This is a genomic window from Tersicoccus sp. Bi-70, from assembly GCF_001968825.1.
Taxonomy (GTDB): Bacteria; Actinomycetota; Actinomycetes; order Actinomycetales; family Micrococcaceae; genus Tersicoccus.
In genome coordinates this window covers 16,509-35,704 of record NZ_MIEU01000012.1, presented here as the reverse complement: position 1 = coordinate 35,704, position 19,196 = coordinate 16,509, and the positions used below count along the sequence as shown (strand labels likewise).

The window sequence follows — 19,196 nt, the reverse complement described above, 5'->3', positions numbered from 1 at the left end:
AGCCGTCGGCGGGTCGGTTCCAGCACCGTCGGAGCCCGGTCCGACACCGTCGGAGGAGCCGCGGAATCCCGTGTGCGACACACCGGCACGACACGCCGCGACTTGGCCGCGGCCGGCGATCCGTGGGATTCCCCTCCTCCCGCGGCACACCGGGGCTGACCAGTGACGTCGGGCTTCGCCGCATGTCACGGGCCGATTGACACGTCGATGCCAACCCGTAATATCGGTGCACAGGGCTGTCGTACAGCGGCGGCCACAGCCGGCAGGCGGGCGTGCATCCGCGCCGTTCTCCGCGTACCGGCACCAACGGGCAGGTCCCGGCGTCAGCAGAAAACAGGTCCCTCGAGAGCCGACTTCGACGGGGGCCTGGCCCGAAGGCGTCGGGGCCTGCCCGCCGCCGTTCCCGCTGCCGCCGGTCCCGGGCGGACCACCGCCGCGAGGGCCACGCGATGTCGTATATCCTGAGTGGTCCCGCCCGATTCACGGCGGATCCGACCTCTTCCTCGACACGCCCCGAGACCGCTGACCGGGGCAGGCAGGACTGCCCGTGCGCGTACTGACGATCATCCCGACCTACGACGAGAAGCTGTCGCTGCCGACGACGCTCTCCCGGCTGCGGGCCACGGTCCCCGACGCGGATGTCCTCATCGTCGACGACAACAGCCCCGACGGCACCGGGGTGATGGCCGACGGGTATGCCGCCGAGGACTCCCGGGTGCACGTGCTGCACCGCAAGGGCAAGGAGGGCCTCGGCGCCGCCTACCGGGCGGGCTTTGCGTGGGGTCTGGAGCGGGACTACGAGGTCCTCGTCGAGATGGACGCCGACGGCTCGCACCGGCCCGAGGACCTGCCCCGTCTGCTCGCGGCGGTCGAGGACGGCGCCGACCTCGCCGTGGGGTCGCGCTGGGTGCCCGGCGGCTCGGTCGTCAACTGGCCGCTGCAGCGCAAGGTGATCTCCCGGGGCGGGAGCTTCTACGTGCGCACCATGCTCGGCCTGCCCTACCGGGACGCGACCGCGGGTTTCAAGGCGTTCCGCGCCTCGACTCTGCGCCGGATCGACTACGCGTCCGTGCAGTCGGCGGGCTACGTCTTCCAGGTCGACCTGCTGTGGCGCACGCACCTGGCCGGGCTGCGGGTCGTCGAGGTGCCGATCACCTTCGTCGAGCGGGTGGCCGGGGACTCGAAGATGAGCGGCGCCATCGTGGCCGAGGCGATGCAGCGGGTCACCGTCTGGGGCCTGACCGCCCGGGCGAGGGTGCTCAAGAACATCGCGGCGTCCGTCAAGCGCTGAGGACCATCCGTCCGGGGATGCGATCCGAACGGACGAGAGGGCCGGGACCGACGATGTCGGTCCCGGCCCTCTCGGTGTCTCCGGTGCGGTGGCTCAGGCGGAGGTCTTCTCGCCGCGCCGCTCGCGCAGGAGACTGAGCCGGTCGGTGAGGATCTGCTCGAGCTCCTCGACGCTGCGGCGCTCCAGCAGCATGTCCCAGTGGGTGCGGATGGGCTTCTCGTTCCCCGGCACCGGCTTCTCGCCGTCGACGAGCAGCGCTTCCTTGCCGGTCTTGGAGATCCAGGTGGGAGGGATCTCGGCCTCGGCGGCGAAGGTCACGAACACCCGCTCGCCGTCCTGGCACCGGTACTCGACACGCTGCCGCGGCGCCGGCTCGACGCCGGCCTCGGTCTCCATGCTCTGTGAACCCAGACGCATGCCGCGCAGGCTGCGGTCACTCATGTTCCATCCTCCGAATCATCGCGGGTGCCCCGTGTGCTCCCGCCGTGGGCGGTGCCGGCGCACTCCACGGTGGTCAACGCGTGCGTGCGCCCTTCTGTTCCCGGGGCCAGCCGTCCAGTATACCGAACTCAGGCCTGCGGCGGCGTCGTCGGGGCCGAAGAGCCCGCACCGGACGACGTCGCGTGGCTGGACGTGCCGTTGCCCGAGCCGTTGGCACGGGTCGCCCCGAACAGGGAGGACCCGTCGCCGCCCATCGCGCCGCCGATGCCCTTGAGGGCCTCGCTGACCTCCGAGGGGATGATCCACAGCTTGTTGGAGGATCCCTCCGCGAGCTTGGGCAGGGTCTGCAGGTACTGGTAGGCGAGCAGCTTGGGATCGGCGTCACCCTTGTGGATCGCGTCGAACACCTTCTGGATGGCCTGGGACTCGCCGTCGGCCCGCAGGATCGCGGCCTTCGCCTCGCCCTCGGCCTGGAGGATGGCGGCCTGTCGCTGGCCCTCGGCGGTGAGGATCTGCGACTGCTTGGTGCCCTCGGCGGTGAGGATCGCGGCGCGGCGGTCACGCTCGGCACGCATCTGCTTCTCCATGGAGTCCTGGATCGACAGGGGCGGCTCGATGGCCTTCAACTCGACGCGGGAGACGCGAATGCCCCAGCGCCCGGTCGCCTCGTCGAGCACGCCGCGCAGCTGACCGTTGATCTGGTCGCGGGAGGTCAGCGCCTCCTCCAGGTTCAGGCCGCCGACGACGTTGCGGAGCGTCGTCGTGGTCAGCTGCTCGACCGCCTGGATGTAGTTGGCGATCTCGTACGTGGCCGCCCGCGGGTCGGTGACCTGGAAGTAGACGACCGTGTCGATCGAGACGACGAGGTTGTCCTCGGTGATCACCGGCTGCGGCGGGAAGGAGACCACCTGCTCGCGCAGGTCGATCATCGGCAGCAGCCGGTCGACGAAGGGGATCAGCAGGCTCAGGCCCGGCTGCAGGGTGCGCTGGTACTTGCCGAGGCGCTCCACCACGCCCGCGCGGGCCTGCGGGACGATCCGCACGGACCGCACCAGGACGGTGATGACGAACACCAGCACGACCACCAGCAGGACGGCGACGACGACGCCGCCGATCGACTCGTTCATCGGGAGGAACTCCTGTTCTCGGGGTGGGCCACGATGGCCGTGGCGCCGCTGATCCGGTGGACCCGCACGGGGCTGCCGACCGGGATGGCGGTCCCGTCGGAGCTGCGCGCCGTCCAGGTGTCACCGCCGATCTTGACCAGTCCGGTGTGCTCGCCGACGGGTTCGATCACCACCGCCGGCTCCCCGATCAGGGAGTCGACGTTCGTGCGCTGGCCGATACTCGACTGACGCAGGTGCGACAGGGCGACCGGCCGGACGACCACGATGAGCAGCAGCGCGGCGATGCAGAAGGTGAGGATCTGGACGACCAGGTTGTCGGTGACGAGCGAGACGCCCATCGCGACGAGGGCTCCACCGGCGAGCATGATGAAGAAGAGGTCGAGGGTGATCATCTCGATCAGCGCCAGGACGAGGACCAGGGCCAGCCACACGACCCATGTGTTCTGAGCGATCCATGCGAGCATCGGGCGTCCTCACCTGTGAAGCGTCATCGGCGAACCGGCGGCATCGTCGATACCTCCATTGTGCGTGCTGACCAGCCGCTCCGCCACTGTTCCGCCCTCAGCGCATCGCGCGTCCAGCGTGCGTTCAGACGACCGGGGCCGCGGGTGAGGCGGCGCCGCGGCGGCGTGAGGGGGAGCCCTCCTCGACCCGCCGCACGGCCGCCGCCAGCGCCGTGAGGGCCGGTTCGATCTCGGGCACCGGCACGACGGCGGGTACCCGGATGAACCGCTCGAAGGCGCCGTCCAGGCCGAAGCGCGGCCCCGGCACCAGGGTGATGCCCTCGGCGCGGGCGGCGAGGGTGAGGGCCGAACTGGACAGGTCGCCCAGGCCCACCCAGAGGGAGAGGCCGCCGGGGGCCGGCGGCAGCGTCCAGCCGGGGAACCGTGCGGCGAGGCCGGCGAGCAGGGCGTCCCGCTGGGCCCGCAACTGGGCGAGCCGCGCGTCGACCATGGTGCGCTCGTCCCGCAGCAGCACCGTCGCGGTCAGCTGTTCGAGGATGGGCGTGCCCAGGTCGATGCTGCGCCGCTGCAGCCGGATGCTCTCGAGCAGATCCCGGCGGCCGCGGATCCAGCCGACGCGCACGCCGCCCCACGCCGTCTTGGACAGCGACCCGATCGAGACGACGTTCTCCCCGTGGGCGGCCAGCGGCGTGCGGGGCCCGCGGTCCAGGTCCAGCATGGCCGTCGTCTCGTCGGCGATGACGACGGTCCCGGCACCGCGGGCGGCGATCGCGATCCGGGCCCGGTCCTCGTCGCTCAGGGAGCTGCCGGTGGGGTTCTGGAAGTCGGGCATGAGGTACGCCAGGGGCGGTCGGTGCGCGCGCATCAGGCCGACGACGGCCTCCACGTCGGTGCCGTGGACGTCGACGGGAGCGGCGATGAGACGAGCGCGCAACGATCGGAAGGTGTCGATGGCATGGGGGTACGTCGGCTGTTCGATCAGCACCCGGCCGCCGGGCAGGTGGATGTGCTGGGCCACCAGGCGCAGCCCGTGCTGGGCGCCGAGGGTGATCATCACCTGATCCGGTGCGGTGGGCACCCCGCGCTCCTCGAAGTGCCGGGCGACCGCCGCGCGCAGCTCCGGTAGGCCGCCGAGGTCCAGGCCCGCCTCGGGCATGTACCCGGGCAGCACCTCCAGCGCCTGGCGGTATGCGGCGGCGAGGCCGGCATAGGCGGGCGGAGCCGACTGCGTCAGGTCCCAGCGGAACGGCCGGCCGTCGTCGTCGGCGGTGGGTGCGGTCGCGGGCTCTCCGCGCGACGGCTCCGGCGTCGCCCCCTGCAGCGACAGGACGCTGCCGGACCCGCGCATGCTGGTGAGGTAGCCGCCGGCGCGCAGGGCCGCGTACGCCCCGGCGACGGTGGTGCGGCTGACGCTCAGCGTCGATGCCAGCTCGCGTTCGGCGGGCAGGCGCGTGCCCGACGGGAGGCGGCCGTCCAGGAGCAGGAGCCGGATCCGGTCCGCGAGGGCCCGGTAGGCCGTGCCCGCCGCGCCCGTCGACCGCCACGGGCCGAGCTCGCGCTCGAGGCGCTGCGCGGAGTAGGCGAGGGACATCGGGCATCCTCAGAGGTGGCGGAAACGGTGGATTCGAGGGTCCGCTGCGATTGGACCGGTCGAACGAGGCCAATCATACGGGCCTGTACCGGTCGCGGTGACGACGCGGACCGGTGGCGGTCGCGGCGGCGTCGTCGGCCGTCGGATGCGCGTTCAGCCGGCCGGTGCCAGTTCAGTCGGCCGGTGCCGGCGGCGTCGGTTCGAGCAGGGCGGTGACGGCGGCGTCGACGACGTCGCCGACCAGTGCCGGTTCCACCAGGTGGACCCAGTGCCCGGCCGCCTTGCCGGCGAGGTCGAGGTGCCGCACACGATCGGTCAGCAGGGCGAGGGCGGGAGCGTCGACGGGCCGGTCGCTGCGCAGGTACACGGTGGGCACGTCCATTTCGCGCCACTGCCGGATCGAGTCGAGGGCGAGTACCGAGAGCCAGAACTCGCGGATCACCCGGTCCTCGGCCGCGTCGACACCGGCCATCACCTGCCGGTAGGCCGGCCCGTCGACGTCGCGCTCACCCCACGACCCGCGCATCGAGGCGGCGAAGGCGGCGCGCAGCTCGTCCGGTGGCAGCCGCTCCAGTGCGGCGGCCCGCTCCTGCTTGCGCCGGCACTCCTGCGGGTCGGTCGGCAGGTTCGCGTCGATCAGGACGGCGCCCCGCACGCTGGGGAGCAGGCGGGCGACCTGGAGGGCGACGACGCCGCCCGCGCTGTGGCCGACGACGACCCGTGGCTCGGCTCCGACCTCCTCCAGGAGCGCGGCGATCGCCGCGGCGGTGCCGGCGACGTCGAGTCGCGGCACGGTCGCGCCCCGCGCCCGCGACCGCCCGGTGCCGGGCAGGTCGAGGCGGAGCACCGTGCGGTGGTGGGCGAGCCGCCGGGCGAGGGCGTCGAGCTCGTCGGCGCTGCCGGCGGTCCCGGGCAGCAGCAGCACCTGGCCCGCGATGGCTGAGGCATCCGCCGGCTCGTCGATCAGCAGCAGGCCGTCCTGCCGCCGGCGAGGCGAGGGCACGGCGACATCCACCTCGGGGTCCGGGGTCGAGGCTCCTCGGGCGGAGTCGCTCGGCGGCGTGGTGGTCACGGTCGGTTCGTCCCTTTCTCGATGTGGCGTCGTGTGGCCACCATCGCACCACGTCGTGATAGGACAACGAGGTGAGGACGACAGGGCGGGTCATCGTGTTGCTGGCCGGGCTCGCGCTCTACGGGATGGCGATCGGCCTGATGATCCGCTCGGAACTGGGCGCGAGCCCGTGGGACGTGCTCGCCCAGGGCGTCTCCCGCCGCGTCGGCCTCACCTTCGGGATCGCGGCCATCCTCGTCAGCGTCGCGGTGCTGGTGTGCTGGATCCCGCTGCGGGTGCGTCCCGGCTGGGGCACGCTGGCCAATGCGGTGCTCGTCGGACTCTTCGCGGACGCGACCCTCGCCCTCGTCGCACCGACCGGCGTGTGGCTGCAGCGCACGGGCCTGCTGGTCGGCGGCGTCGTGCTGCTCGCCTTCGCCACCGCCGTCTATCTGCGGCCCGGGCTCGGCCCGGGGCCTCGCGACGGGCTGTTCACCGGGCTGGTCCGGCGGACCGGACTGCCGGTGTGGGCCGTGCGCGGGTCGCTCGAGGTCGTCGTGCTCGTCGTCGGGTGGCTGCTCGGTGGCACCGTCGGCATCGGCACGGTCGTGTTCGCCGCGGCGGTCGGTCCGCTCGTGCACGTGTTCCTCGGCTGGCTCCGCGTCGACGTCCAGCACTGACCCGCGGTTCTGACCGCCGTCGTGACGGTGCCGGCGCCTCGCCTCGCTGTCCGGCGCCCGGACGTCAGTCGGTCGGGTGCGCCTGCGGTCGCAGCGTGTGCACGGTGACCCGGGCGGTCACCCGGATCGGCGTCGAGACGTCCGCCAGCCGTCCGGCCAGTTCATCCGCGCTCGCATGGTGACCCGCCGGCCCCATGAACGCGGCGTCGGCGGCGTCCGCGGTGGTGAGGTCCAGGGGCACGTCGACCTCCCGCTCGTCGACCACGGTGAAGTGACCGGTCAGGGCGTGGTGCAGCCGTTCCTCCTTGCCCGGTTCGACCGCGAGCATGCCGGTGAGCTCCCGCAGCTCCGCCAGGTGGCCGGGCCGGGGCGTCACCAGGACGAGGACGCCGTCGGGCGTGAGGACGCGGGCGAACTCGGGGAGATTGCGGGGGGCGAAGACCGCGAGCACGACGTCGACCGCGGCATCCCGGACCGGCAGGGGCCGCCACGTGTCCCACACGAGCGGCAGCGCGGTGGGTGCGGCGCGGGCGAGGCGTCGCAGTGCGACGGGGGAGAGGTCCGTACCGATCGCGGTGACACTCGCCGGCCCAGCCTCGGGGCCGGTCCCGGCCTCGGTTCGGGAGTCGGCATCAGTGGATTCGGAGGCGAGCGCGGGCTCGGCGGTGAGCGCGTCGAGGACGGCGGCGAGGTAGTAGCCGGTGCCGGCCCCGGCGTCGAGCACCGCGACTGCCGATGTCCCGCCGCGGGTCGCCGCGTCCGCCACCGCCTGCGCGACCGGCGCATAGTGCCCCGCGCCGAGGAACCGGTCGCGGGCCTCGACCATGGCCGCGGTGTCCGGGGTGAACCGGGTACCCGCGCCGGTGAGCAGGTTGACGACCCCCTGCCGGGCGGCGTCCCAGTGATGACCCTCCGGGCAGGTCAGTCCGCCGACGCGGGAGCGCCGGGCGCTCGCGGTGAGCCCTTGCGCTTCACACACGGGGCATCGCAGCAGGTCGACCGCGCGGACCAGCGACGCCGGCAGCGGGTCGGCCTGCGGTTCCGGAGGTGGCACAGGGTCATCGGCGGTCACCGGTCCATCCTAGGAAGGGCGACGCAGGTCGGTCCGTCGCCGGCTCGGCGGCCACACGACGGTCGACCCGCGCGGTCACGTGATCCGCATCACCGCGGATCTCAGTAGGCTGATCGAATGCGCCCAGAACAGATCGAGCTGCTGGTCACCCCCGGCACGCCCTCCATCCACCCCGACGGCACCCGCGTCATCGTCGCGACCTCCCGGCCCAGCCTGGCCGCCGACGCCTACGTGGGTCAGCTCCTCTCCCTCCCGCTCGCGGGCGGAGCGGAAGGCCCGCACGCTACCGCTCGACGCGGAACCACCCCGCACCGCCTCACCCAGGGCCGCCACGACACGACCCCGCGTTTCAGCCCGGACGGTCGGCTGATCGCCTTCCTCCGGACGACCGGCGGACCGGCCCAGCTCGCCGTCGTGTCCGCCGACGGCGGGGAGCCGCGCGTCGTCACCGACCGACTGCTCGGCGTCAGCGACTTCGCGTTCAGCCCGGACTCCCGGCACGTGGTGATCGTCTCGCGGGAGCCCGAGACGGGCCGCTACGGCTCGCTCGACGGGGTCGGCGCGACAGCCGAGGACCCGCGGCTGATCACCGGACACCGCTACCAGGCCAACGGTCTCGGCTACACCCGGGATCGGCCGGCCCAGCTGTTCCTGCTCGAGCTGCCCGACCTGGACGCCGAGCCGCCGGTGGAGCCCGTCGGGCGCGCCAAGGAGGCTGCGAAGAAGGACGCCGACACGTCCGCCGAGAAGACGGCCGAGACGGCCGAGACGGCCGAGGAGACCACCGGAAAGGACGCCGGGAAGGCAGCGGAGAAGGCTGAGCACCTGCTCGTCCCGGAGGCCACGCAGCTCACCGACGGCAACGCCGATCACCAGGCTCCGGTGTTCGCCCCCGATGGGCGGACCATCTACTTCGTCGCCGCCCTGCACGCGACGCAGGACACGGACCTGCGCACGGGCGTGTACGCCACCGACGTCGACGGCAACGGGCCCTGGCTCGTCACCGCCGGCGCGCCGGACCTCGGCGCCTCCTCCGTGGTGCCGACGCCCGACGGCCGCCACCTCTACGTGCTGGCCGGCGACACCGGGCCGGAGGGTCAGGACTTCGTCGCCCGCAACGCGGCCGTGTACCTGCTCGAGACGCCCGCCGGCCCCGACGCGACCGGCGGCACCCCGCGCCGGCTCACGGACCCCGAGACGATGGACCCCTCCGGCGGCGACGGGCGGCTCGTGCCGACCGGGGACGGCGCCGTTCTGGTCGTCGTCAACGCCCGGGGCCGCGGTGAGGTCGTGCGCGTGGACGGCGGTGTCGACAGCGGTGTGGACGGCGGTGCCGTGCGCACCCTGCACAGTGCCGAGGACGTCGTCACCGGCGTGGCCGCGGCGGCCGGCCGGATCGTGGTCGCCGTCAGCGGCCCGGAATCCGCCGGCGATCTCGCCGAGGTGGGTCAGGACGAGCTGCGGCCGCTGACCGACCTGAGCGCGCCCCTGCGTGCCGTCACCGACGTCGTGGTGCCCGTCGAGCGCACCATCACCGCCGCGGACGGCTACCCGGTGCACGGCTGGGTGCTCACGCCGGCGGGCCCGGGCCCGCACCCGGTGCTGCTGAACATCCACGGCGGCCCGTACGCCCAGTACGGGTGGAACCTCTTCGACGAGGCGCAGGTGTACGTGGAGGCCGGTTATGCCGTCGTGATGTGCAACCCGCGCGGTGCCGCGGGGTACGGCCAGGAGCACGGCCGGTCCATCCGGCAGGCGATGGGCACCGTGGACGCCACCGACGTGCTCTCCTTCCTCGACGGCGCGGTCGCGGCCGATCCGGCCCTGGACGGCACCCGCGTCGGCATCATGGGCGGCTCGTACGGCGGTTTCCTCACCGCCTGGCTGATCGCGCACGACCACCGGTTCGCCGGGGCCATCGTGGAGCGCGGCTTCCTCGACCCGGACGGGTTCGTCGGAACCTCGGACATCGGCTCGTTCTTCGGGCACGAGTACGTCGGCCGGGACCCCGAGGCGATGCGCGCGCAGAGCCCGCACGCCGTCGCCGACCAGGTCCGCACCCCCACGCTCGTGCTGCACTCCGAGCAGGACCTGCGCTGCCCGCTGCCGCAGGCCCAGCGGTACTTCGAGCGACTGCTCGACGTCGGCGTCGAGGCCCAGCTGCTCATCTTCCCGGGGGAGAACCACGAGCTCTCCCGGTCCGGCACGCCGTGGCACCGCAAGCAGCGTTTCGACGCGATCCTCGACTGGTGGGCCCATCACCTGCCGATCACGGCCGCATGACCTCACGCCGCTGACCTGCGGCCCTATTGAACCTTACGTGGGTTCGTCTGTGTTTGTTTGGTTTTGCTTGACACTCACAGATGAACCCACGTACGGTGGTGCCTGCCACACCCTGTGAGCGGGGTCACCCGCTCGTGCGGCTTCCCATGACAGGCACGAAAGGGAGCGGGATGTTCGCCGAGGAGCGTCAGCTGCGCATCGCGCGCTGGGTCACCGATTCCGGGCGCGTCAGCGTCGGGGAACTGGCCAGCGCGTTCGATCTGACGCAGGAGACGATCCGCCGGGACCTCAGCCTGCTCGAGACCGAGGGCGTGCTGCGCCGGGTCCACGGGGGAGCGGTGGCCGCCAGTAGGGTCAGCCTGGCCGAGGCGTCGCTGCCCGAACGCCAGAACCGCAACGTCGACGCCAAGGCGCGCATCGCGGAGGCCGCCCTCGCCCTGGTGCCGTCCTCCGCCACCGGCTCGGTCGTCCTGGACGCGGGCACGACGACGACGGCGCTGGCCGCCCAGCTCGGGCCCGCCTGCGCGAGCCGCGCCTCCGCCCTGCTCCTGATCACCAACGCCCTGCCGGTCGCCACCGCCCTGACCGGTGCGGCCAACATCGACCTCGAGATCCTCGGGGGACGCATCCGGCCCACCACGGGTGCCGCCGTCGGGCCCGCCGCCGTCGAGCGGATGAGCCGCCTGCGCCCCGACATCGCCTTCCTCGGCACCAACGGCATCGACGCCGCCTTCGGGCTGAGCACGCCCGACGCGCAGGAGGCGTCGATCAAGAGCGCGTTCGTGCGCAGCGCGCACCGCATCGTCGTCCTCGCGGACGCCACCAAGCTGGGCGTCACGGCGCTGGTCCAGTTCGCCGAACTCGACGCCGTCGACACCCTGATCACCGACATCGAGCCGACCGGGACCCTCCGGGAGGCGCTGCACGAAGCGGAAGTCGAGGTCCTGGTCGCATGATCATCACATTCACGGCGAATCCGAGTCTGGATCGCACCATCGAACTGCCCTCCGCTCTCGCCCGCGGCGAGGTGCAGCGCGCCGTCGCCGCCGGTCAGCAGCCGGGCGGCAAGGGCGTCAACGTCAGCCGCGCGCTGGTGGCCTCCGCCGAGGAGTCCCTGGCACTGCTCCCCGGCGACGACGACGACCCGGTGGTCGCCGCCCTGCGCGCCGAGGGCATCCCGCACCGCACCCTGCCGATCGGCCAGGCGCTGCGCAGCAACGTCACCGTCACCGAGCCGGACGGGACGACCACGAAGATCAACGAGCCCGGGCCCACGCTCACCGCCGCGCAGCGCGTCGAGTTGCTCGCCCTGGTCGCCGCCCACAGCGCGGGAGCGTCCTGGCTCGTGCTCGCCGGGTCCCTGCCGCCGGGCCTGCCGGGGGACTTCTACGTCGAGGTGATCCGGGAGGTGCGGTCCCGCTGGGGAGCGCAGGCTCCGCGCATCGCCGTCGACTCATCCGGCGCTCCGCTGGCCACCGTGCTCGCGGCCGGCCCCGACGCGGCGCCGGACCTGATCAAGCCCAACGCCGAGGAGCTCGCCGAGCTCACCGGCGTCGGGCACGGCGACAGCCTCGAGTCCGACCCGGAGGAGGCCGCCCGCGCGGCCGCCGGCCTGGTCGAACAGGGCGTCGGCACGGTCCTGGCCACGCTCGGCTCGAAGGGTGCCCTCGTCGTCACCGCCGAGGAGTCGTTCCGGGTCACCCACCCGCCGGTCACCGCCCGGAGCACGGTCGGCGCCGGCGACTCGTCCCTGGCCGGCTTCCTCATCGCCAGCACGCGCGGCGCCGACCTGGCCGGGTGCGCCCGGCAGGCCGTCGCCCACGGCGCGGCCGCGGCCTCCCTGCCCGGATCCACCGTGCCCACTCTCGAGCAGACGACCCCTGACGCCGTCGTGCTCACGCCGTTCGCCCGCAGCATCTGACGCAGTCCCTGGAACAGCAGTACCTCGTGCGCCACCTCGCGCAGCACCGCCTGAAACGTCACCCGACGGGTGCCAACCACAAGGAGAGATGACATGTCATCGATGATCATTCCGGAGCTGGTCACTCTGGACCAGGATCTCGGCGGGGACAAGTCCGCCGTCATCCGGCACCTGGCCAGTTCCATCGTGTCCGCCGGCCGCGCCGACGACCTCGACGGCCTCTACGGTGACGCGTGGGCCCGCGAGTCGAAGACCGCGACGGGCGTGCCCGGCGGGATCGGCATCCCGCACTGCAAGTCGGCCCACGTGACGACGCCGTCGCTGGCCATGGCGCGGCTGCCGCGCGGCGTGGACTGGGGGGCCAACGACGGCCCTGCCGACATCGTCTTCTTCATCGCCGCGACCGAGGGGGCGGACCAGGCGCACCTGAAGCTGCTCGCGAAGCTCGCCCGGTCCCTGATCAAGAAGGACTTCACGGCGGCGCTCCGGGCCGCGAAGACCCCGCAGGACGTTGTGGACCTGGTGGAGAACGCGATCAGCGACCAGCCGGCCGCCGCGGCCACGCCGACGTCGGCCGGGGCCGGCACCGGGGTGACCGAGGCCGTCGCCGACGAGCGCCGTGCCAACGCCGGCGCCGACGCGACCGGGGCCACGGCTGCCGGCGCTGCCGGTGCCGCTGCGGGCGCGGGGACGGCGGCTGCTGCGGGTTCCGGTGCGGGAGCTTCCGGCGGGTCCGGGGGGCGCAAGTCCCTCGTCGCCGTCACCGCGTGCCCCACCGGTATCGCGCACACCTACATGGCCGCCGACTCGCTGCAGGCCGCGGCCGACGAGATGGGGGTGCCGCTGCAGGTCGAGACCCAGGGCTCGGCGGGGGCGACCCCGCTGCCCAAGCAGGTCATCGACGACGCCGCGGCCGTGATCTTCGCGGTCGAGGTCGACGTCCGGGACAAGGGCCGTTTCGCCGGCAAGCCCGTCATCCAGGGCCCGGTCAAGCGCGGCATCGACGAGCCGAAGCAGATGATCGAGGAGGCCCTCGCGGCCGCCGACAACCCGAACGCCCGCCGGGTGGCCGGCGCGGGTGACGCGTCGGGCGCGGTCGAGGACGACGGCGCGGGGGAGAGCCTCGGCGCCCGCACCAAGCGCGTCCTGCTCACCGGTGTCAGCTACATGATCCCGTTCGTCGCCGGCGGTGGTCTGCTGATCGCCCTCGGCTTCCTGTTCGGTGGCTACGACATCACCAAGTTCGCCGACGACATCGTGCTGAAGAACCAGCTGTGGAACCTGCCCGTCGGCGTGGAGACCCACAGCCCGCTGGCCTTCCTCGGCCCGTTCGGCATCTACCTCGGCGCCGTGCTCTTCAAGATCGGCGCCCTGTCCATGGGCTTCCTGGTCCCGGCGCTGGCCGGCTACATCGCCTACGGCATCGCGGACCGGCCGGGCATTGCACCGGGCTTCGTCGCCGGTGCCGTCGCCGGGTTCATGGGCGCCGGCTTCCTCGGCGGTCTCGTCGGCGGCGTGCTCGCCGGTGTCGTCGCCCACTGGCTGGCCGGACTGCCGGCACCGCGGTGGCTGCGCGGTCTGATGCCCGTCGTGATCATCCCGCTCGTCGCCTCGATCGTCGCCAGCGGCCTGATGTTCATGGTGCTCGGCGGCCCGATCGTGGCGCTGACCCAGTGGCTCAACACGACCCTGACCGGCATGAGCGGGGCAGCGGCCGTCGTCCTCGGCATCGTCCTCGGCCTGATGATGGCGTTCGACCTCGGTGGCCCCGTCAACAAGGTGGCCTACTCGTTCGCCGTCGCCGGTCTCGGTGCGGGCAACGTCGTCTCCAACCCGGCGCCGCTGGAGATCATGGCCGCCGTCATGGCCGCGGGCATGGTTCCGCCGCTGGCCCTGGCGCTGGCGACCACGCTGGACAAGAAGAGCTACAGCCTCGCGGAGCGGGAGAACGGCAAGGCGGCGTGGCTGCTCGGGGCGTCCTTCATCTCCGAGGGCGCCATCCCGTTCGCGGCGGCCGACCCCCTGCGCGTCATCCCGGCCTCGATGGTCGGTGCCGCGGTGACGGGCGCCATGGTGATGGGCTTCGGAGTCACCTCCCAGGCTCCCCACGGCGGGATCTTCGTCTTCTTCGCGATGAACAACCCCCTGCTGTTCATCCTCTCCATCCTCGTCGGCACGGCGGTCTCGGCCGCGGCGCTGATCGCCCTCAAGCGGGTGGGCAACCGCCGGCGTGAGGACGACCGCGACGAGGTGGTCAGCCCCTCGCGGCAGACCGCGGCGGTCTGACCCGCACGTCCCACCCACACGAACGGGCGGTGACTCCCTGAAGGAGTCACCGCCCGTTCGGCGTCCCGCGCCGGGCTACTTCTTCAGGGGATCGTTGCCCCAGTTCATCAGCGAGTAGCGCCAGCGCGTGTGCTCGACGTCGCCGTCCGGGCGCTGCGCGGCGTGCCGCTTGACGTAGCCGACGACCTTGACCATCTGGTCCCAGTCCCCGTCCGTCAGGTCGGCCTTCTTCGCCTTCAGGATCCTGACGATGTGGCGGCCGCTCTCGTGACCGGTCGACTCGCCGCCGCCGTCCTTCTGGCCGACGTCCTTCGCCTCGTCGGTCCTCAGCCACCGCTCCAGTTCCGAGGCCGTCATGTTGACGGCCTCGCCGAAGTCCTTCCAGGTACCCTCGCGGTCCTCGCTCACGCGTGCTCCTCCCGTTCCGTGTCGGTGTCGGTGCCGGTGCCGGTGCTCCGGCCTCCACTCCAGCCACGTGTCGCGGCGACCGCCAACTGCTCCAGGCCCTTCTCGAAGTCCCCGCCGAGGATCCTGTCCATGGGCACGATCCGGGCGAGCAGGGCCCAGAGGCCGCGGTTCCGACCGGTCATGGTCCAGGTGACCCGCGTGCTCCCGGCGCCGGCCGCGTCGAAGGTGAACGTCGTGTGATTGACGGCCTTGAACGGCTTGATGAACTCGACCGTCAGGCCGATCCGGGTGTGCGGATCGGACTCGGTGATCTCCATGGAGCCGGCCCCGGCCTTGCGGTCGCCACGCCAGGCGTAGCGAGCGCCGACGCCGGCGGTGGGTCCGGAGTAGGTGCGCTCCAGCTGCGGGCCGACGCCCTCGAACGGGGACCAGGCGGTCCACCGGTGGAAGTCGTCGACGAAGGGGAACAGGGTCTCGGCGGGCGCGTCGACGACGCGGCTGCGGGAGATCGCGAAGCTGCTCATGCCGGTCAGTGTAGAAGGTGGGTGCCCGGGTCGCCCGCGATGCGACTCAGACCAGGTGCGCGTGGTTCTGCCGGGCCGCGACACCGGAGGCGAGCATGGAGCCGGCCGCGATCACCGCGTCGATGACCGGCAGTTCCAGCCGGCGGCGCAGTTCGGCGGCCATCCCGATGCTCGAGAGCCCGGTGGTGCCGAGCACGATGACGTCGGCGCCCGCGTCCGCCAGCAGGTGCGCGTCGGTGATGGCGTCGATGACGCCCGTGGGCGTGAGGTAGTCCGCGGGACGGTGGGAGGCCCCGGCGCCGTCGATGACGAGCATGCGGTCCCCGATGGCGTCGGCGATCACGGTGGGGGCGTTGCGGCTGAGCCCCAGGACGCCGACGGTGCCACCGAACGCTGCCGCCGCCGCGGCAGCCGCGGAACCGGCGCCGACGACGGGGATGTCGACCAGCGACCGGGCGATCTCGAGGCCGGGATCGGCGGCACAGCTGATGACGATCGCATCGACGTCGGGCGCGAGTTCGACGGCGAGGCGGACGACCTTGGGTATCGCCGCGGCGAGGGAGGCGTCGTCGAACACGCCGTCGGGCTGGTCCTCGATGGCACGGGTGACGACCTCGAAGCCGAAGGTGTTCTCGAGTGCGGCGCCGTGGCTGTCGAGCAGGCGGGGATCGGTGGCCGTGACGGCGCGGATCAGTCCGACCTTCATGATGGCGTCTCCTGGGGTGGCTCGGGTGGGGACACCACTCACGCTAGGAGGCGCATGTTTCGCCCGGATGTGCGCCGCATGACGATCCGCTGTGGGGTGCGGATCACACCAGGGTGCGGATCACACCGCCCCGGAGACGTCCCCGGATGTCAGGACGCGGTGCTGAGAGCGCTTCGCGGCTCGCGCGTCGGACGCTCCGGGATCCGCCGCTGCGCGGCCTCCTTCTCGGCCCGCGCCGCCATCCGGGTCAGGAAGCGGTGCCGCTGCCACACGACCACGACCACCGCGAGCAGCAGCAGGGCGATGAATGCGGGAACGGAGAACGTGACGAGCGTGCTGACCATGACGTCCATGCCGTGGACGCTACCGAGCGGCGACGCCGGAGTGGGCGGCGGGAGGGTGACGATCGGATTGCACTTCGATCACGACGCGGCGGAGCGCTGATCCGGCCATGCGTGCGTGGTCCGGCGGCGCCTGCCGACGTGGTCCGGTGACGCCTGCGGACCGCCGACAGCGCGCCCTGATGACGCCCCGGCGACAGGTGACACCTCCGGTGAGAAAGCTGGGTGTGAGAGCCCGGCGCGCGTCCGCTCCTGTGGCGCAGGTGCGCCCGATCAGGTGGGGTCGGTGCCGCCGTCGGGCTCGTCGCTGTGCTGCTGACCCTCGTGGTGGCCGGCCGTGGGGCCGCCCACCTGCTGCTCGGCGTTGGTGACGGTGGCGGAGGCGTCCGGGTCGGATCCGTCCTCGGAGTCGGGCCGCCCGGCGCGCTCCGTGTCGTCGGTACTGCCGACCTGCTGGCGCAGCACTTCGGCGTCGGTGAGGTGCTCGTCCGGGGTGGGGTTCTCGCTGCTCATGGTGCCAGCGAACCACCGGGACGGCGGCCTGACAAGGGTCACCGGTGGCCCGGCGACCCGTGTGCCACGATGACGGGCATGGACATCGAGCTGGCGCAGGGCGACATCACGACCTGGGCGGTCGACGCGATCGTCAACGCCGCCAACCACACGCTGCTCGGCGGTGGCGGGGTCGACGGAGCGATCCACCGGGCCGGTGGCCGGGCGATCGTCGACGAGTGCCGGCTCCTGCGGGCGGACCACTACCCGGAGGGGCTGCCGACCGGCGAGGCCGTCGCCACCACCGCGGGCGACCTGCCGGCGCGCTGGGTGATCCACACCGTCGGACCCACCTGGGCCAGGACGAAGGACAAGTCGGACCTGCTGCGCTCCTGCTACCGGACCAGCCTGGCCGTCGCGGACGAGGTGGGGGCGGGGAGCATCGCGTTCCCGTTGATCTCCGCCGGCGTGTACCGGTGGCCGGAGGAGGACGCGATCGTCCAGGCGCTGACGACGCTGCGGTCCACGCCCACGGCGGTGCGAACAGCCACGCTGGTGCTCTACGACGAGGCGACCTACCGGCTCGCAGAGCAGGTGGCCGCGCGGCTCGGCGAGCAGGGCTGACGCGCTGGCATCAGCGCCGGCTCGGTCAGCTCGGCCGGTACAGTCAGTCGGCTCGGTGCGGTCGGTTCAGTTCGGTCGCGCCGGTTCGGCCGGTTCAGTCCGCGGCGATGGTGGCGACGCTCGCGCCCGTCAGCGTCACCAGGTCACCCGGTGCGAGTTCGACGTCGAAGCCGCGCCGCCCACCGCTGACGAGGATCGTGGCGTGGGCGAGGGCACCGGCGTCGAGCACGGTCGGCAGCGCGCGCCGCTGCCCGAGCGGGGAGATGCCGCCGGCGACGTACCCCGTGACGCGTTCGGCGTCCTTGACGTCGGCCATCCGCACCCGTTTGGTCCCCAGCGCGGCGGCCATCCGTTTGAGGTCCAGCGTGGAATCGACCGGGACGATGCCGACGCCGAGGCCGGCACCGGCGTCGACCAGGAGGGTCTTGAACACGCGCGCCGGCTCCACGCCGAGGGCCTCGGCGGCCTCGAGCCCGAAGGACGGGGCTGCCGGGTCGTGCTCGTAGGGCCGCTCGGTGAACGGCACACCGGCGGAGGCGAGCACGCGGGTGGCGGGCGTGCCGCCCGTGCTGTTCCCGTGCCGCGTCATCCGGTCACCGTACCGCGACGTCGTCTCGCGGCCCCGGACCGCTGCACCGCCGCGCTAGCCTGAGCCGATGACCGATGACGCGCGCACCCGGATGTGGACCGCCAGTCGCCGGGCCACCCGGATCCTCTCCGGGGAGCGCCCCCTGACCATGGCCGAGCGGCTCACCGCGCTCGCCGCAGCCCCGCTCGCGGACGGTCGCCCCGACGCGTACGGCGACGGCGTCGTCGAGGTGCTCGAGCGGCGCGTCGCGGACCTGCTCGGCAAGCCCGCCGCCCTGTGGTTCCCCACCGGGACGATGGCGCAGCAGGCGATGCTGCGGGTGTGGGCCGACCGGGCCGGCACGCCGCGGGTGGCCCTGCACCCGGCGCACCACACCCAGGTCCACGAGGAGGATGCCGGTCGGCTCCTGACCGGGCTCGATCCCGTGTTCCCGACCACCGAGCCCCGGCACCCGACCGCCGCCGAACTGACGGCGACACCCGGGCCGCTCGCCGCGGCCGTGCTCGAGCTGCCCCTGCAGGAGCTCGGTTACCTGCTGCCCACGTGGGACGAGTACGCCGCGTTCACCGACGCCGCCCACGACCGCGGCATTCCGGTACACCTGGACGGCGCGCGGCTGTGGGAGTCGACCCGGCACCTCGGGCACCCGCTGGCCGAGATCGCCGCCCGGGCCGACTCCGTCTACGTCTCCTTCTACAAGGCGTTCGGCGGGCTGTCCGGGGCGGTCGTCGCGGCGGAGCCGGACGTCGTCGAGGCGCTGCTTCCGTGGCGGGTGCGGTACGGCGGCAACGTGTACATGCAGTTCCCGGCCGTGCTCGCGGCGCTCGACGGTCTCGACGCGCGGCTGGACCGGCTCGACGCGTGGGTGGACCACGCCGTCGTCGTCGCCCGCGCCCTCGCCCAGCTGCCCGAGCTGCACCCCACCCCGTTCCCGCCGCACATCGAGCAGTTCTCCGTCCGCGCGGACGTCCCGGCCGACGCCCTGAACGCGGCGGTGCTCGCGGACCTGGAGGCGACGGGGGAGCGGTGGGTGCACGGGTGGGACGACGACGGGAACGGCGGTGCCGCCGGCGAGGTCACCGTCGGCGACGCGGGCCTGGCGTGGTCGGCCGACGACGTCGTCACTGTCGGCCGGCGGATCCTCGACCGGGCCCTCGCGACGGACCGATCGGCGTCGTGACGGCGTTCGCGAACCTCGCCATCGGCGTCGGTCCGGCGGAACAGGCACGATGTCGTCACCTTCCGTCGCGGGTGACGGCGAATACCCCGGGGACGCCGCTGGCCGGCCACCCCGGGTGGGGTGAC

General features: G+C 73.0%; 20 protein-coding genes. 8 read left to right on the top strand and 12 right to left on the bottom strand.

Annotated features, from left to right (window positions below):
- The first annotated feature begins 547 nt into the window (after positions 1-547).
- Positions 548-1,291 carry a polyprenol monophosphomannose synthase gene (locus BGP79_RS09355; RefSeq protein WP_076694896.1) on the top strand — a complete coding sequence of 248 codons (744 nt, stop codon included), beginning with the start codon at positions 548-550 and terminating at the stop codon, positions 1,289-1,291.
- Positions 1,292-1,384: 93 nt separating this feature from the next.
- Here BGP79_RS09355 and BGP79_RS09350 read toward each other — a convergent pair whose 3' ends face one another.
- The 5 genes from BGP79_RS09350 to BGP79_RS09330 all read right to left on the bottom strand — a co-directional run bounded on the left by BGP79_RS09350 (position 1,385) and on the right by BGP79_RS09330 (position 5,986).
- Positions 1,385-1,732 (bottom strand): RNA polymerase-binding protein RbpA, encoded by a 348-nt coding sequence (locus tag BGP79_RS09350; RefSeq protein WP_076694893.1) that lies wholly within the window; start codon positions 1,730-1,732, stop codon positions 1,385-1,387.
- Between the two features lie 128 nt (positions 1,733-1,860).
- Positions 1,861-2,859, bottom strand: a complete 999-nt coding sequence (locus tag BGP79_RS09345; RefSeq protein WP_076694891.1) for an SPFH domain-containing protein — start codon at positions 2,857-2,859, stop codon at positions 1,861-1,863.
- The gene (locus BGP79_RS09340; RefSeq protein WP_076694889.1) at positions 2,856-3,323 is read right to left on the bottom strand and encodes an NfeD family protein; all 468 of its coding nucleotides are present in this window, start codon (positions 3,321-3,323) and stop codon (positions 2,856-2,858) included. Before BGP79_RS09340 ends, BGP79_RS09345 begins: the two co-directional genes overlap by 4 nt.
- 124 nt (positions 3,324-3,447) lie before the next feature.
- Complete coding sequence (locus tag BGP79_RS09335; protein ID WP_076694887.1) at positions 3,448-4,914, bottom strand: PLP-dependent aminotransferase family protein; 1,467 nt, start codon at positions 4,912-4,914, stop codon at positions 3,448-3,450.
- 172 nt (positions 4,915-5,086) lie between these two features.
- The gene (locus BGP79_RS09330) at positions 5,087-5,986 is read right to left on the bottom strand and encodes an alpha/beta fold hydrolase (protein WP_076694885.1); all 900 of its coding nucleotides are present in this window, start codon (positions 5,984-5,986) and stop codon (positions 5,087-5,089) included.
- 71 nt (positions 5,987-6,057) lie between these two features.
- Between BGP79_RS09330 and BGP79_RS09325 the strand changes: the two genes are divergently transcribed.
- Complete coding sequence (locus tag BGP79_RS09325; protein WP_076694883.1) at positions 6,058-6,645, top strand: YitT family protein; 588 nt, start codon at positions 6,058-6,060, stop codon at positions 6,643-6,645.
- Between the two features lie 64 nt (positions 6,646-6,709).
- Here the strand turns inward: BGP79_RS09325 and BGP79_RS09320 are convergent, their stop codons facing one another.
- Entirely contained in the window at positions 6,710-7,717 is a 1,008-nt protein-coding gene (locus BGP79_RS09320) for an SAM-dependent methyltransferase (protein ID WP_143588369.1), read from the bottom strand.
- 117 nt (positions 7,718-7,834) lie between these two features.
- Between BGP79_RS09320 and BGP79_RS09315 the strand changes: the two genes are divergently transcribed.
- From BGP79_RS09315 to BGP79_RS09300, 4 genes are all read left to right on the top strand, one after another.
- Positions 7,835-10,000: a S9 family peptidase gene (locus BGP79_RS09315; protein ID WP_076694881.1), complete on the top strand. Its 2,166-nt coding sequence runs from the start codon at positions 7,835-7,837 to the stop codon at positions 9,998-10,000.
- A 170-nt stretch (positions 10,001-10,170) separates the two neighbouring features.
- Positions 10,171-10,956, top strand: a complete 786-nt coding sequence (locus BGP79_RS09310; RefSeq protein WP_076694880.1) for a DeoR/GlpR family DNA-binding transcription regulator — start codon at positions 10,171-10,173, stop codon at positions 10,954-10,956.
- Positions 10,953-11,921, top strand: a complete 969-nt coding sequence (locus BGP79_RS09305; protein ID WP_076694878.1) for a 1-phosphofructokinase family hexose kinase — start codon at positions 10,953-10,955, stop codon at positions 11,919-11,921. The genes BGP79_RS09310 and BGP79_RS09305 overlap by 4 nt, the downstream gene beginning before the upstream one ends.
- A 93-nt stretch (positions 11,922-12,014) precedes the next feature.
- Positions 12,015-14,207, top strand: a complete 2,193-nt coding sequence (locus BGP79_RS09300) for a fructose-specific PTS transporter subunit EIIC (RefSeq protein ID WP_076694877.1) — start codon at positions 12,015-12,017, stop codon at positions 14,205-14,207.
- Between the two features lie 75 nt (positions 14,208-14,282).
- Here the strand turns inward: BGP79_RS09300 and BGP79_RS09295 are convergent, their stop codons facing one another.
- From BGP79_RS09295 to BGP79_RS16415, 5 genes are all read right to left on the bottom strand, one after another.
- Entirely contained in the window at positions 14,283-14,615 is a 333-nt protein-coding gene (locus BGP79_RS09295; protein WP_076694875.1) for a DUF3140 domain-containing protein, read from the bottom strand.
- Positions 14,612-15,139, bottom strand: a complete 528-nt coding sequence (locus BGP79_RS09290) for an SRPBCC family protein (protein WP_076694873.1) — start codon at positions 15,137-15,139, stop codon at positions 14,612-14,614. The genes BGP79_RS09295 and BGP79_RS09290 overlap by 4 nt, the downstream gene beginning before the upstream one ends.
- A 46-nt stretch (positions 15,140-15,185) precedes the next feature.
- The gene (locus BGP79_RS09285) at positions 15,186-15,845 is read right to left on the bottom strand and encodes an aspartate/glutamate racemase family protein (protein ID WP_076694872.1); all 660 of its coding nucleotides are present in this window, start codon (positions 15,843-15,845) and stop codon (positions 15,186-15,188) included.
- 149 nt (positions 15,846-15,994) lie between these two features.
- Entirely contained in the window at positions 15,995-16,198 is a 204-nt protein-coding gene (locus tag BGP79_RS09280; protein ID WP_143588368.1) for a hypothetical protein, read from the bottom strand.
- A gap of 261 nt (positions 16,199-16,459) precedes the next feature.
- Entirely contained in the window at positions 16,460-16,699 is a 240-nt protein-coding gene (locus BGP79_RS16415; protein WP_076694869.1) for a hypothetical protein, read from the bottom strand.
- A gap of 78 nt (positions 16,700-16,777) precedes the next feature.
- Here BGP79_RS16415 and BGP79_RS09270 point away from each other — a divergent pair, with 78 nt between their 5' ends.
- The gene (locus BGP79_RS09270; RefSeq protein ID WP_198928460.1) at positions 16,778-17,302 is read left to right on the top strand and encodes an O-acetyl-ADP-ribose deacetylase; all 525 of its coding nucleotides are present in this window, start codon (positions 16,778-16,780) and stop codon (positions 17,300-17,302) included.
- Positions 17,303-17,396: 94 nt separating this feature from the next.
- Here BGP79_RS09270 and ybaK read toward each other — a convergent pair whose 3' ends face one another.
- On the bottom strand, positions 17,397-17,891 hold the full coding sequence (gene ybaK / locus BGP79_RS09265; RefSeq protein WP_076694866.1) for a Cys-tRNA(Pro) deacylase: 495 nt from the start codon (positions 17,889-17,891) through the stop codon (positions 17,397-17,399).
- Positions 17,892-17,958: 67 nt separating this feature from the next.
- Between ybaK and BGP79_RS09260 the strand changes: the two genes are divergently transcribed.
- Positions 17,959-19,071 (top strand): low specificity L-threonine aldolase, encoded by a 1,113-nt coding sequence (locus tag BGP79_RS09260; protein WP_076694864.1) that lies wholly within the window; start codon positions 17,959-17,961, stop codon positions 19,069-19,071.
- Positions 19,072-19,196 lie beyond the last annotated feature (125 nt).